The 13,707-nt window shown below is 61.9% G+C and carries 10 protein-coding genes; 1 reads left to right on the top strand and 9 read right to left on the bottom strand.

All coding sequences use genetic code 11. The features are described from left to right. Positions 1–85: 85 nt before the first annotated feature. From CW354_RS01605 to CW354_RS01595, 3 genes are all read right to left on the bottom strand, one after another. Entirely contained in the window at positions 86–1,444 is a 1,359-nt protein-coding gene (locus CW354_RS01605; RefSeq protein WP_104828290.1) for a GntP family permease, read from the bottom strand. A 108-nt stretch (positions 1,445–1,552) separates the two neighbouring features. Beyond that, positions 1,553–3,283 (bottom strand): IlvD/Edd family dehydratase, encoded by a 1,731-nt coding sequence (locus tag CW354_RS01600; RefSeq protein ID WP_104828289.1) that lies wholly within the window; start codon positions 3,281–3,283, stop codon positions 1,553–1,555. Then, entirely contained in the window at positions 3,276–4,460 is a 1,185-nt protein-coding gene (locus tag CW354_RS01595; RefSeq protein ID WP_104828482.1) for a fumarylacetoacetate hydrolase family protein, read from the bottom strand. The genes CW354_RS01600 and CW354_RS01595 overlap by 8 nt, the downstream gene beginning before the upstream one ends. Positions 4,461–4,524: 64 nt before the next feature. Between CW354_RS01595 and CW354_RS01590 the strand changes: the two genes are divergently transcribed. Further along, on the top strand, positions 4,525–5,037 hold the full coding sequence (locus CW354_RS01590; RefSeq protein ID WP_165793470.1) for a gluconokinase: 513 nt from the start codon (positions 4,525–4,527) through the stop codon (positions 5,035–5,037). 10 nt (positions 5,038–5,047) lie between these two features. Here the strand turns inward: CW354_RS01590 and CW354_RS01585 are convergent, their stop codons facing one another. The 6 genes from CW354_RS01585 to CW354_RS01560 all read right to left on the bottom strand — a co-directional run bounded on the left by CW354_RS01585 (position 5,048) and on the right by CW354_RS01560 (position 13,707). Then, positions 5,048–6,094 carry an SMP-30/gluconolactonase/LRE family protein gene (locus tag CW354_RS01585; RefSeq protein WP_207764614.1) on the bottom strand — a complete coding sequence of 349 codons (1,047 nt, stop codon included), beginning with the start codon at positions 6,092–6,094 and terminating at the stop codon, positions 5,048–5,050. 16 nt (positions 6,095–6,110) lie between these two features. Then, on the bottom strand, positions 6,111–8,393 hold the full coding sequence (gene bglX / locus CW354_RS01580; protein ID WP_104828288.1) for a beta-glucosidase BglX: 2,283 nt from the start codon (positions 8,391–8,393) through the stop codon (positions 6,111–6,113). Positions 8,394–8,478: 85 nt separating this feature from the next. Next, the gene (locus CW354_RS01575) at positions 8,479–9,531 is read right to left on the bottom strand and encodes a Gfo/Idh/MocA family protein (protein WP_207764613.1); all 1,053 of its coding nucleotides are present in this window, start codon (positions 9,529–9,531) and stop codon (positions 8,479–8,481) included. Positions 9,532–9,827: 296 nt separating this feature from the next. Continuing rightward, positions 9,828–10,820, bottom strand: a complete 993-nt coding sequence (locus CW354_RS01570) for a HupE/UreJ family protein (RefSeq protein ID WP_104828286.1) — start codon at positions 10,818–10,820, stop codon at positions 9,828–9,830. Between the two features lie 3 nt (positions 10,821–10,823). Further along, on the bottom strand, positions 10,824–11,744 hold the full coding sequence (locus CW354_RS01565) for a peptidyl-prolyl cis-trans isomerase (protein ID WP_104828285.1): 921 nt from the start codon (positions 11,742–11,744) through the stop codon (positions 10,824–10,826). After that, positions 11,731–13,707, bottom strand: coding sequence for a DUF3604 domain-containing protein (locus CW354_RS01560; RefSeq protein ID WP_207764612.1), 1,977 nt, complete (start codon positions 13,705–13,707; stop codon positions 11,731–11,733). The genes CW354_RS01565 and CW354_RS01560 overlap by 14 nt, the downstream gene beginning before the upstream one ends.

The raw sequence follows: 13,707 nt of genomic DNA, 5'->3' as shown, positions 1-13,707 counted from the left end.
AGAGGCTGCGGAATAAAACACCGCACAGGATTCAACGTTAAAAAGCGGCGGGTTTATTGTCCGGCATGCCGGTCATGCGGCGCCATCAGATAAAAAGCGCCATCACGCTTATGGCGGCGAAGCCGACGACGCTGGCCAGTGTGGCGGTGACCGTCCAGGTTCTCAGCGTTTCATTCGGCGTCAGGCCGAAAATCCGGCCGACCAGCCAGAAACCGGAATCGTTCACATGCGACAGGGCCGCCGAGCCCGCCGCGCAGGCAAGCGCCACAAGCGCAAGCTCCGGCCCGGACAGCCCGGCGCTCTCGGCGAAGGGCGCCACGAGACCGGCCCCGGTGATCATCGCCACCGTCGCGCTGCCTTGCGCGATGCGGATCAGGAGCGTCAGCACATACCCGGCGAGGATCGGCGTCATGCCGAAACTTAAAGCGGCTTCGGCAAGCTGTCCGCCGGCGCCGGTTTCAACAAGAACCTGTTTGAAGGCGCCGCCCGCGCCGGTGACGAGAATGACCGCGCCGGTGGGCTCGAGGGCTTTCGACAGGGCGAGAGAAAGCCGGGCTTTCGCCGTCACAGGGCCGCCGCGGAAAAACATATAGGCGCCGCCGCAGGCGAGAATGAGCGCGACGAAAGGATGGCCTGCAAGGACGAGAATATTGCGGATGAGCCCCGGCGCGCCGGCAGCCTCCGCCGGGATCATCGTTCTCGCGAGCGTGCCGGCGAGTATAAGAATGAGCGGCGCGATAATAACGGCCGCGGTGGCGCCGGCGCCCATCACCGGCGCTTCATCATTCGCTTCGGCGCCGGAAAAGTGGTCGCGCCCCGAAGGCGTCGCTTTCAAACGATCGAGGATCGATGCGAAGACGGGGCCGGCGACGGCGGCGGCCAGGGCGCCTGAGACCAGGCCGAAGACGATCATCCAGGCGAGATCGGCCCCGATAATCTTCGCGACCGCAATCGGTCCCGGCGTCGGCGGTATGAAGGAATGCGCGACGACAAGCCCCGCCAGAAGCGGAAGGCCGAAGGTCATCGCCGGCTTTCCGACGCGCCGCGCCGATGCGAAGACAAGCGGCGCCAGAATGATCAGCGCGACGTCGAAGAAAACGGGAATTGAAGCAAGAAGTCCGATCAACGCCATGGCCCAGCGCCCGGTTCCGGCGCCGCGCTTGTGAAGCAGGCTGTTCGCCAGAACCGTGACGCCCCCCGAGGCTTCCAGCATGGCGCCGAACAGGGCGCCCAGTCCGATGACGACTGCAATGAAGCCGAGCGTGCCGCCCATGCCGGCGATGACCGTGTCGAGCGCCTCTTCCGGCCCCATGCCGCCGGCGATCGCGCTCAAGATGGCGACCAGAATGAGCGCGATGAATGCGTTCATGCGCGCCCAGAGAATAAGAACCAGAAGCGCGACGACGCCCGCGCCGGTGGCGATCAGCGGCTGCCACTCCGCCATCAGCCGGCGTTCCGTGTTTCGGTTTGCGAGCGTCTCTTCATGATTTCCGTTCCTTTCTGTTTCACACGGGGTCTTGTTCGCCCCGTTCAGTGCGCGCCTTCGCGCCGGTTAGTGAGAGTCCGCCGGAACGCCCGCGCCGCGGCAGCCGACCAGGAAATCGAAATCGCAGCCTTCATCCGCCTGCAGAACATGTTTCTGGTAAAGCCCCGCATAGCCGTCGTCCTGAAATGCGGCGCTCGTTTTGCGGGCTTTCAGCCGGGCTTCGATTTCCGCATTGGAAAGCGCGACCGAAAGCGTGCCTTTTTCGACGTCGAGGTCGATGATGTCGCCGTCTTCGATGGCGGCGAGGGGGCCGCCGTCGGCGGCCTCGGGCGAGACGTGAAGAACGACCGTTCCGTAAGCCGTGCCGCTCATGCGCGCATCGGAAATGCGCACCATGTCCGTGACGCCTTTTTTCAGAAGTTTCGGCGGCAGGCCCATATTCCCGACTTCGGGCATGCCGGGATAGCCTTTCGGGCCGCAATTCTTCAGCACCATGACGCAGCTCTCATCGATATCGAGATCCGGGTCGGCGATGCGGGCGTGATAATCTTCATAGTTTTCGAACACGACGGCGCGGCCGCGATGTTTCATCAGCGCCGGCGTCGCTGCGGACGGCTTCAGCACTGCGCCGCGCGGCGAGATATTGCCCCGCAGGATGGCGACGCCGCCATGCGCGGCGAGCGGCGCGTCCATTGGTTTGATAACGTCTTCATTATAACAGGAGGCGTCTTTCACATTCTCCCAGATCGTATGTCCGTTGACGGTCCGGCTTTCCTTGTCGAGAAGGCCGGCTTCGCCGAGACGGCGCAACACGACCGGCAGGCCGCCGGCGTAATAGAAATCCTCCATCAGATATTTTCCGGAGGGAACGAGATTGACGATGGTCGGCACGTCGCGGCCATGGGTCTGCCAATCGTCGAGCGAAAGTTCGACGCCCATGCGCCGGGCCATGGCGATCAGATGAATGACGGCGTTGGTCGACCCGCCGATGGCGGCGTTGGCGCGAATGGCGTTTAAGAAAGAGGCGCGGGTTGCGACGTCTGAAATTTTCAATCCTTCCTTTACCATGTCGACAATGCGCATGCCCGACATATGGGCGAGCACGTAACGGCGCGAGTCGACGGCGGGAATAGCCGCATTATGAGGAAGGCTGAGGCCAAGCGCCTCGACCATGGACGCCATGGTCGAGGCGGTGCCCATGGTGTTGCACGAGCCGGCCGAGCGCGACATGGACTCTTCCGCGCTCATGAACTCTTCGGCTGTGATGGCGCCCGCATTCATCTGTTCGCTGAGGCGCCACACTGTCGTACCGCTGCCCACGATCTCTCCTTTGTGCCTGCCGTTCAGCATCGGTCCGCCGCTGACGACGATGGCCGGCGCGTCGCAGCTCGCCGCGCCCATAACGAGCGCGGGCGTGGTCTTGTCGCACCCGACCAGCAGGACGACGCCGTCGATGGGGTTGCCGCGGATCGATTCCTCCACGTCCATGGAGGCGAGATTGCGGGTCAGCATCGCCGTCGGGCGCAAGAGCGCTTCGCCATTTGAAAAGACCGGAAATTCGAGCGGAAACCCGCCGGCTTCATAGACCCCCTGCTTCACCCGGTCCGCGACTTGTCTTAGATGCGCATTGCAGGGCGTCAGCTCCGACCAGGTGTTGCAGATGCCGATGACCGGCTTTCCCTTGAATTGATGCGCCGGAAAGCCCTGGTTCTTCATCCAGCTTCTGTGCATGAAACCCGGTTTGTCAGCGCCGCCGAACCAGGCCCTGGACCGCAGGTCTTTTTTCTTTTCAGTCATCGGCGTTTCCTGTTTTTCGATCCGGCGTTCGGATCAGATTTCTTTTGGCGAGATTTTGCATCAGCGCGCGCAGGCCGAATTCCCAGGGCGGCGCCGCATCGCATGTCGTGACGCGGTTGACGAGGCGGCCGAGTTTTTCGGAGCTGATTTCGACGCGGTCGCCTTCTTTATGGGTGAAGCCGCCGCCTTCGCCGTCCCGGTCCTTGGTCGGCGCGAACATCGTGCCGAGGAACAGCGCGGCGCCGTCCGGATATTGATGCTGATTAAAGCACTGGCGCAGCAAATCCCCGGGGTCGCGGCTGATTTTGCTCATGGAGCTGATGTCTTCGAGCGAGAAGCCGTCTTCCCCGGTAATGCGCAGGGAAACGTCGTCGCGGCGCACGTCGTCCATGGAGAAGCGGTCGTCGAAAAGCCGGATAAACGGTCCGACGGCGCAGGAGGCGTTGTTGTCCTTGGCTTTGCCGAGCAACAGGGCTGAGCGTCCTTCAAGGTCGCGCAGATTGACGTCATTGCCGAGCGTCGCGCCGACGGCGCCGCCTTTGCTGTCAGCGATGATGACGATCTCGGGTTCCGGATTGTTCCAGCCGGAATCGGATCTGACGCCGATATCCGCGCCCCAGCCGATGGCCGAAAGCACGGGGGCTTTGGTGAAAATTTCCGCATAGGGACCGATCGCCACTTCGAGATATTGCGACCAGAGCCCCGCCTCCATCAGCGCGGTTTTGAGCGCCGCCGCCTCGTCGCTTCCGGGGATGACCGATTGAAGCCCTGAGCCAATTTCATGTTCGAGCCGGGCGCGGATGTCTTCCGCCTTGTCCGCATCGCCGCCGGCCCGTTCTTCAATAACTCGCTCGAGAGTCGAGACGGCGAAGGTGACGCCCGCCGCTTTCACGCATTGAAGGTCGAGGGGGCTCAAAAGGCGCAGCGGCGCGCAGGCGTCGGCGGAAAGCTCAAGCGAGGCGAGATCGCCGAGATCTTCGCCCTCAAGTCGGGCGGCGGCGGCGTCTTCAAGAAGGTCGGAAACAGTCGGCGCGCTGCTGGCGATGTCGAAGAGGCGGCCTGCGCGCAACAAGACGGGCGAGGGGCCTTCGCCCCTGTCGATGCGCCCGACAAATAATCCCGACCGCCAGTCTTCAGGCAACTCTGCGGCGGGATCGAAAATTGCATCGCTTTTCATTTGTTCTTGCATCCGCCAGCCTGTTCCCCGATCAATCAGTTCACGACGATATTTTAAGGGACCCATGAAAACCGCTTCGCATGTTTTCATCGTCATGGGCGTCGCCGGCGCCGGAAAAACGACGCTCGCCGCCGGCCTCGCCGCGCGTTTCGGCGGCGCTTATCTTGAAGGCGACGATTTTCATCCCGCCGCGAATGTCGAGAAGATGACGCGCGGCGAACCGCTGACGGAAAAGGACCGCGCGCCCTGGATTGACGCGCTGGCGGACGCCGTCAACAAAGCATCGGGCAATCTTGTTTTCGCCAGCTGTTCCGCCCTGACGCCGGGCGTGAGGCGCCGTTTGCGCGAAAGCATAAGCTGCAAAACGGATTTCCTGTTCCTCGACGCGCCCGAAGAGATGATTGCCCGGCGTCTTGAACGGCGGCCGGGCCATTTCATGAAAGCGGGCATGCTGCGTTCGCAGTTTCGAACCCTTCTCCGGCCGCAAAACGCGATCGTGATTGACGCAAACCTTGACCAGGAAGACGTCATCGCGGCGGCGGCGCGGGAGGTCGAAGCGCGTCTCGGTCCGCAGTGATGTCGCAATCCTATTCAGCATGAGCGGATGCGAGGGGCAGGCGCAAAACCTGATGGTTCGCGGCGATGAAAAGCGTTTTCCCGCCTTCGCCGATCGCGCAATTCGCATTGCTTACGCCGGTGTCGACGACGCCAAGCAAATCGCCGCCGGGTGAAAAGATGTGAACGCCGCCTGGCGCCGTGGCGAAGAGGTTGCCCCTGGCGTCGACGGAGAGGCCGTCCGGCAGGCCGGGTTCGCCTTGCGCCTTTTTGCTCGCGCCGTCATGGATCACGGTTCGGCTCGCCGGAATGTCGTCCGCCGTCAGGTCATAGCGAAGAATGACCGGATTGTTCGGGTCCGAGACGGCGACATAGAGCGTCTTTTCGTCAGGCGAGAGGCCGATCCCGTTCGGGAATGTGAGATCGTCAATCAGCAAGGCGACGGCGCCCGACGGATCGCGCCGATAAACGCCGTTCGCCGGCTGGCGCTTCATCGGCGAGTCGCTAATACCGTCGAGCCCGTAAGGCGGGTCGGTGAAATAGATCGCGCCGTCGCTTGCGAGAACAAGGTCGTTCGGACTGTTGAACGGTTCGCCGCCATATTCATCGGCCAGAATTTCATATTGCCTGGTTTTGAGATCGAGACGCGCAACCGCGCGCAGCCCGTGATTGGCGACGAGAATGCTGTCATCCGATATGTCGCGGATAAGGCCGTTGGAGCCCGGCTCGCGAAAACCTTCCGCATCATGCGGCGCGCCTGAAGGATCGAGGAAAACACCGGCGCCGCCGTCTCGGCTCCATTTGTACATGCGGTTGCCGGGAACGTCCGAGAACAGGAGATAGCCGTCTTCCGCGCCGCCGATCCAGACAGGGCCTTCGGACCATTTGAGGCCTTCGGCGATAATTTCCGCTTTGGCGTCCTGGGCGATGATGGCGTCGAGACGGGGGTCTCGCCGGTCTATAACGACAGCCCTGTATTGCACGTCCGCCGCAGTCGTTTCTTGCGCCGCCGCGTTCGGCTCCCCCGCCGAATAAGCTGAAATTATTGCGAGCATGACGCTCAACGCTTCCTGTTTCATCTCTCAACCCCTATCCCTAATTTTCAATCTTTATGACTTTGGCGGGCGTTTCGACGGCGGCGCCAGGCGAAGCCGCAACGCCGTCATTCATAATGCGGAACCGCGTCGTCGCGCGTATATCGGCCGATGATGCGCCGATCATCACGTCGATCCTTCCTTTTTCAACGCGCCATTTTTCATCAGCGTCAAAAAAAGCGAGACTTGCCGCCGCGAGATCGAATTCAACCTCAGCGCTTTCTTCCGCTTCAAGGCGGAGGCGCTTGAAACCGCGCAACTCTTTAACCGGCCGCGCGATTGAAGCGGCGGGATCGCGCAGGTAAAGCTGCACGACTTCGTCGCCCGCGACCGGGCCGGTGTTTGTGACTGAAATCGAGATTGTGACGGTTTCTCCCGGCTGAACGTCAGCGGCGCTTATCTGCGCCTCCCCGTAGTCGAATGTCGCGTAGCTGAGACCGTAGCCGAACGGGAATTGCGGCGTTATGGGCAAATCATGATAACGGGCAGTATCTTTCGTGATGTCAGGGTCCGCCGGCCTTCCCGTATTGCGATGGCTGTAAACATAGGGCGCCTGGCCGGTGACCCGCGGCATGTCGACGGGAAGCCGCCCGGCGGGGGAGACATTCCCTGAAAGGACCGCGGCAAGCGCATTGCCCGCTTCGACGCCAAGATACCAGCTTTGCAGAAGCGCCGGCGCGCGTTCCGCGACATAGCCAAGGGCAAGCGGGCGCCCGCTCATGATGATCGTAATGAAAGGTTTTCCCGTTTCCGCAATGGCGTTGAAAAGCGCGGCGTCCGCCGGTGGCAAGGCGATGTCCGACCGGCTGCGCGCTTCGCCGCTTAAATCGTAATTTTCGCCAATCGCGAGAATGACGACATCGGCCGAGCGCGCGACGCGCGCCGCGCGGCGCAAAGTCTTTTTTGTCGCTGCGCCGTTTTCGGCGCCGGGCTCGAAGGTGATTTGCGCATCCGGATAGCGTCGCCGCAGGCCTTCGAGCAGGGTGACGACGTCCGCCGCTTTTCCCTGCGCCCGCCAGGAGCCGAGTTGGGAGAGCGCGTCATCGGCGAGGGCGCCGATCACGGCGATGGTCTTCGGCGTTTCGGTAAGCGGCAACAAGTCGTCTTCGTTTTTTAAAAGGATGACGGCTTTTTCGGCTGCGCGGCGGGCGGCCTCGCGATGCGCGTCGCTCAAGATGACGGTCTTCTCGCGTTTGGGATCGTGATATTTGTAAGGGTCGTCGAAAAGACCGAGATCGGCTTTCGCCTTGAGAATACGCCGCACGGCGGCGTCGAGTTTTCCCGCCAGGGCGGGATCGTGCGAAACAGCATCTTTCAAGTCGTCGCTGTAAACGCCGCTTGTCATGTCCATATCGACGCCGGCGGACAGAGCGAGCCTTGCCGCGGCGGCGCGGTCGGCGGCGACTCCGTGATTCATGAGTTCGGCGATCGCGTTCCAATCGCTTAAGATGACGCCGTTCCAGCCCCATTTGTCGCGCACGACGCCGTTGATAAGGGCTCCATTCGCGGTAGTCGGAACGCCTGCAATGTCATTGAAGGCCGTCATGAAGGACGCTGTTCCCGCGCGGGCGGCGGCGAAGAAGGGCGGCAGATAGACTTCGTTCAGCGTCCTGACGGAGATGTCTGCACTGTCGTAATCGCGGCCGCCTTCCGCTGCGCCATAGGCGCCGAGATGTTTTGCGGTCGCCATGATCGTATTCTTCTCGGACAGGTCGCCGCCCTGATAACCGCGCACCTGGGCCGCCGCCATCACCGAGCCGAGATAGGGGTCGGCGCCGCTCCCCTCGACAATGCGCCCCCATCTCGGGTCGCGGGCGATGTCGACCATGGGCGCGAAGGTCCAGTGCAGGCCCGCCGCTGAGGCTTCCGCCGCCGACACGCGCGCCATGTCTTCGGCGGCCGCCGGGTCCCAGGTCGAGGCCATGGCGATAGGGACAGGAAAAATCGTGCGATAGCCATGGACGACGTCCATCGCAAAAAGAAGCGGAACGCCGTGAGGCGATTCTTCAACGGCGACCCGTTGAAGCTCCTTCAGAAACGCCGCGCCGGCCACATGAAGATAAGAGCCGACATGTCCCTGGCGAACACGGTCGAGTTCTGCATCGTCGATACGGGAATTAAGGTTCTTGCTTCGTCCGCCGGCGACCTGATTCAACTGGCCGATTTTTTCTTCAACCGACATCTTGGCCATCAGGGCGTCAAGATCCGGCGCCTGGGCGCGCGCGGAAATTGAAAACGACAACAGAATGGCGCCGAGAACGCCGGCGATCCTGTTCGGTTGCATGCTGTGGCTCTCCAGTTCAGGCCGCAAGCCGCGGCGGGCGTTTCCAGGCCCCTGTTTCGGGGTTTTGTTTTGTTAAAGGCTGACGTCAGTCTTTTAGGGTTGCATCGGCGTTCAAGGCGAGGGTTCGTCCCGACGCCGCGGCTTTGTAGATGGCTTCGATAAGACGGATATCGCGTAGACCCATCTCTCCGGGCGTGCGGATGACCGCGTTTTCCCGCACGGCTTTAGCGAAATGACTGAGCTGTTGCGCAAACTGAACGCTTGATGTGCCGGGCGTCAGCGTTTCGCGCGCGCCGTAGGTTTGTAGAACCATGGCGTTGCCGCTGTAGCTTGTCGCCGGCTCCATTACGAGCGCGCCCTTCGCCCCGCGGGCCGAGACCGCATTCATGCCGAAGGAATCATAGGAAGTCGCCAGTTGCGCGACCGCGCCTGAGGGAAACCGCAATTGTGTCGATGCGTGCGCGAAAATCTCCTGAAAGCGCGGATCGTTCTTCGGTTGAAGCGTATAGGCGGACAGGCTTTCGGGCGTTTCGCCGGTCAGATAGAGGGACGCCTGCAGGCCGTACAGACCGTAGTCCTCCAGGGGGCCGCCGCCGGCGAGCGCGCGATTGAGGCGCCAGTTCTCGGCGGGCGTCGCCATGCCGGTTCTGTATTGATGCGCGGTTCTGATGAGCCGCAAATCCCCGAGCGCTTTTTCGCGCATCAGCTCCATGGCGCGCAGATTATAAGGCTCGAAATGACAACGATAACCGATCATGAGCTTGCGGCCGGCGCGCTCTGAAGCGGCGATCATGCGCTCGCATTCCGTAGCGGAAAGCGCCATCGGTTTTTCGCAGAGAACGTGCTTTTCGGCCGCGAAAGCTTTTTCCGCCCAGTCGGCGTGCAGGCCTGTGGGCAGGATGATGTAAACCGCGTCGACGCGGTCGTCGGAGGCGATGTCGCCGAAATTCTCGTAATTATAAATGCGATCTTCATCGAGCCCGTAGGCGGCGGCGACGCGTTTCGCTTTTCCGGCGTTGCCGGAAACAAGCGCCGCGATGTGACAGCCCCGAGCCGCCGCGAAGGCGGGCATGATCTGGGCGAGGGCGTAGCGGCCGAGCCCGATGATGGCGACGCCGACGCTTTCGTCCGGCGACATTGGCTGGGGCGGCGGCGCTGAGGGCAGGCTCACCCCCCGGGGAAACGGCTGGCCGGCCGCTTTTGGCCTTGAACCCTTGCCGGACGCGGCGGATGGAGGTGCGGCTCCAAAGCCGGAGATAGCGCCCGCAGCAACGCCGCCGGCGCCGATCTGCAATATTCGCCGTCGCCGAAAGGCAAGCTTTTTCATAGCGCAAAACCGCTGCTGTGACGGATCTGAATGCTACAGCATTTTATGTTAGCGCTCAACATTTTCCGCCGGCGGCGGTCATATGAGGAAAACGGCCGCCGCCGCTTTCAAAGCAAAATGCTGACCGTGCGTTCGACGAACCAGAAACCGGCGATGATTCCGGCGGCGTAAGGCGGGGCGCGCTGCGCCCATTGGGGCGGCGGGGGCGCCGCTCTTCTCCACAGCAACATCACCGCAAGCACGGAAGCGATAAAGAGAATCTGTCCCGCCTCGACGCCGAGATTGAAGAATAACAATGCGAGGGGAACGGCGCCGTCAGGCAGGCCGATCTCGCGTAGCGCCGAGGCGAAGCCAAAACCGTGCAACAGGCCGAAACCGAACGCGGCGATCCAGGGCCAGCGCTGCATTGCGCCGGTCTCGCCGTGGCGCGTTCTTACGATCTCCGCTGCGAGAAAAGCGATGGAAAGCGCGATGCACGCCTCCACCGGGGCGATCGCCAGGCTCATCCAGCCGAATGTCGTGCCGGCGAGCGTGATCGAATGCGCGAGCGTGAACGCGGTGACGGCGCCGAGAAGGCGTTTCACATCGCCGACCAGGATCAAAAGGCAGAGCACAAATAAAAGATGGTCGAAGCCGAACAGAATGTGTTCGACGCCGAGATGAAAATAGGCGCCGGCGACGTCCCAGAGGGATTGCTTTGCCGGAATTTCGGCGCGCGGCGCGGCGGCGTTCATGCGCAACGTCTTCGGCGAACCGGATAACGGTTCGAAATGCATGATGGCGTCGGTGAGGCTGGTTTCGAGATTCTCGATAATAATCTTTTTGCCGGGAAGCCCGCCTTTACAGACCGTGCGCCAGCGTTCAATCGCCGCTCCGTTGACAGGCGTCAGGCGCGGCTCGCTGAGATTTCGGCAGTCGGGCGGCAGGACGACATTGAGCGCAAGACGCATGTCGCCCTGCGCCGGCGTCTTCCAGAGAATGTCGTAAGTCGACGGTTCGATCTCGCGGATCTGGAGATAAGCGGGGCGGACTTCGTGCGCTGCTGCGGGCGCAATAACGCCAATCATGACGGCGAACAGGAAGAGAAGCCGCGCGCGCATGGGCTAGTCCGCGCTCATGGCGCCGGCCGGCGCCGGCTGGTCCTGATAAACGCCGGGCCAGTCGATGCTGACCTCATAACGCTGGCGCAGACGCGCCCGGAAGTCTTCGCGCGTTTTCCTTCGCCGCGCTTCTATCCAGTCGGCGCGCAGCTTGCCGCGCACGTCATCGAGCGCCGGATCGCGTGCGGGCTCTTGCGAGAGGATGAAAATGTTATGGGCGCCGAAAGGGGAGGCGACCGGCCCGAACCAGCCTTCGCCTTTATGTTCGAAAAGCGTTGATGCGAAAGCCTCGCCGAACAGGGCGGCGACGCCTTCTTGCGTCGTCAGCGGCAGGGCGGAAGGCAGCATGGACGCATCGCCGAGATTTTCAGGGTCGGCGCCCGTTTTCAGGGCTTTTAGAAATTCCGCCGCGTCCGATGTCGCCTTCGCGCCGCGCCTATCGCGGCTGGCGAGAATTTGACGGAAGGAAATGCGCGCCGGCAGGCGATAGTCTTGCTTGTGGGAAGCGAGCCAGGCCGCAAGCTCTTCCTCGCTTGGTTCTTTGCTGGCCTCGGCGTCTTCGGCGAGAAATTCGAGCTTCTGGCGCATCCGGCGGCGCACGATCGTGTCGTCGGCGTCGAGGCCCATCGCGACGGCTTCGCGATAATAGATTTCTTCAAGAATGAAATCATCCACCAGCGCCTCTAATTCGGCGCGGCTGGGCGGGCGTCCGGAGAGCAGGCGATAGCTCTCGGCGATCTGTTCGACGCGGCCTTCTGTAACCGCGATTTCGTCCTGCGCCCGCTGCTGTTCTTCGCCATTGAGGAGGCCGTTCGCCGTAAACAGGACAAGCCCTGCGACGAGAAACTGAACAAGCGGCTCGCGCGCGGCGCGCGAAAATGCGCCCCGGCTCCCGGCCGTCTGCGGCGTTTCACTGGTCATCATTTGCCGGCGTGAACCAGATCGGCGAGGTGTAGGCGCGCTCCTGGATTGTCTTTGCGAGTTTCGGATTGGGGGCGACGCCGGCGCGAATGGCGTCCCATGTGGACCAGCGGCAGGTTGGGTTTTCAAGCACGCGCGCGTAATAAAAGGCGTTTTGCGCGGGGTCGAATTCAGGATCGGTCCATAAGCTTTGAAGTTCGGCGTCGCCCTTGTCTTCGGAGAATTCGCAAGTCTCAAGGTCTGCCGTCGCGCCATTATCGGGACAGCGATGGGTCGCCGGGTCGACCGCGCCGTTATCGGCGCAGGCGACGTCGAAGACTTTTTCGAAAGACTTGCCGGTTTCGTCGGTCCAGCCTTTCACGATCTGAATGCGTTGCAGCGGCGCCGAATGAATGTCGCGCATGGCGATGACGGCGAACTGCGGTGTTTCGTCCTGCTTCGCAACGAGATCGCCGCCCATGGGAACGCCATTCTCGTAAGCCGCGCGCACGCCTTCGTCGGTCGCCAGATTGACGCCTTCAAGGCCGTAACCGGCGAACAACCGCACGCGGATGCGCGGACCCGAGGTGCCGAATGTCTCCTTCCGGCGCATGGCGGCGAAAAGAGAAGCGCGCGTGTTCTCCTCCGCCCAGACGCCGGTAAGCCCGCCAGAGCCCATGGCCCGCGGCGCCCGCCCGCCGTCGGCGTAATAGGCGTCCCAGCTTTCGTAGTCCGGCGGCGGAACGGATCCGCGCAGTTCGGGCTTTCCGTCCAGGACGCCGTGATTGGCGAAGTAATTGTCCTCTTCATAAGGTGCGGCGGCGTTATGGCCGTCGCTGCCGGCGACGACGCCCATTTTATAAGGGTTGGCGCCGATGCGGGCTTCAGTTTCAAGCCCGCGCTTCAAGGCGTCGCGCACATAACCGCCTGCGAACGTCGTGACCGGTTTGATCGAGCCGACATAAAGATCCATGACCTCGAAACCGGCGAACTCGTCATTGGGCGAGAGCAGCGGCAGGGTCTCCGACTGGCCTTTGGTCTGAATGATTTCAACCAGCGGTTCATTGCGCATTCTGAGCTCGGCATAGGCGCGGTCGATAGGCTGGCCGTTCCATTTTACGCGTTCGAACATGGTTCCGTCCGACGCGTTGGCGTTATGCGGGATCGCCAGCGCTTCCATGCCTTCCGCGCGCTTGGCGTCGAGCCAGCGCCAAAGGTCTTCCGGGTTTTGCGCATCAAAGGCTGAGAAAGGCGCGGGCGGCGCTTTATCGCTTGCAAAAATGACGTTGCGGTGGAGATTGCGCATTTCCGGCAGGGATGTGAACTCGTAACCGATGAAGGTGGTGAAGACGCCTGGTTCGTAATTGCGTTCGGCGCTGTCGATTGTTTGCCGCCACGCCGATTTTGTCGCGGACATGTCCGACAGTTCCGGAAGAATTTCGCCGGTTCTGAGGCTCACGACGAAATGCCCGAAAGCAGCGATCACGTCGCCGCGGTCACTGGAGAAAAGGTCTTTTGCATAGGGGGCTTTTGAATATTCCGTTCCCGGCGTGTCGATCGCCTCCAAAACGCCGAGATATTCAGCATGGTCGGTGACGGCGAGAAAATCCAGCGGGCCGGAATTCATCTGCAAATCAAAGCCCATGGGGTGTTTGATGGTCCCGCCCTTTGCATAAGCATAGGCGTCTTCCGGCGTCGCACGGACATTGAAAAGATAGGCGTCGTAAGAATTGCGCGTGTGCAGGTGGAGATCGCCGAAATAGACATTGCGCAAAGGGTTTGGACGCGACGGGGGTGGCGCCGATGTTTCGCCGGCGCCCGCTTCGGAAGTCTGTTTCGCTGCCTCCGACGTTTCTTCGGACAGTGAAGTTTCTTGCGCGCAGGCGGCGATAAGAAGCGCGGCGGCGATAAGAAAACACCGTGCGCAGAGCTTTATTTGCATACGAATAAAATTGCCCGGTTGATTGTTGTCAAAGTCGTCATTCAT

Origin of the sequence: Hyphococcus luteus, assembly GCF_002943565.1 — a bacterium.
Lineage (GTDB): Bacteria > Pseudomonadota > Alphaproteobacteria > Caulobacterales > Parvularculaceae > Hyphococcus > Hyphococcus luteus.
The sequence above is the reverse complement of the archived record's forward strand: the minus strand, read 5'-3'. Positions and strand labels throughout refer to the sequence as shown.

Bases quoted from the DNA above. Each gene is read 5' to 3' on its own strand.
- CW354_RS01560 (WP_207764612.1), bottom strand. From the start codon at position 13,707: ATGAATGACGACTTTGACAACAATCAACCGGGCAATTTTATTCGTATG.
- bglX (WP_104828288.1), bottom strand. From the start codon at position 8,393: ATGCAACCGAACAGGATCGCCGGCGTTCTCGGCGCCATTCTGTTGTCG.
- CW354_RS01600 (WP_104828289.1), bottom strand. From the start codon at position 3,283: ATGACTGAAAAGAAAAAAGACCTGCGGTCCAGGGCCTGGTTCGGCGGC.
- CW354_RS01575 (WP_207764613.1), bottom strand. From the start codon at position 9,531: ATGTCGCCGGACGAAAGCGTCGGCGTCGCCATCATCGGGCTCGGCCGC.
- CW354_RS01595 (WP_104828482.1), bottom strand. From the start codon at position 4,460: ATGAAAAGCGATGCAATTTTCGATCCCGCCGCAGAGTTGCCTGAAGAC.
- CW354_RS01570 (WP_104828286.1), bottom strand. From the start codon at position 10,820: ATGCGCGCGCGGCTTCTCTTCCTGTTCGCCGTCATGATTGGCGTTATT.
- CW354_RS01605 (WP_104828290.1), bottom strand. From the start codon at position 1,444: ATGGCGGAGTGGCAGCCGCTGATCGCCACCGGCGCGGGCGTCGTCGCG.
- CW354_RS01590 (WP_165793470.1), top strand. From the start codon at position 4,525: ATGAAAACCGCTTCGCATGTTTTCATCGTCATGGGCGTCGCCGGCGCC.
- CW354_RS01585 (WP_207764614.1), bottom strand. From the start codon at position 6,094: ATGAAACAGGAAGCGTTGAGCGTCATGCTCGCAATAATTTCAGCTTAT.
- CW354_RS01565 (WP_104828285.1), bottom strand. From the start codon at position 11,744: ATGATGACCAGTGAAACGCCGCAGACGGCCGGGAGCCGGGGCGCATTT.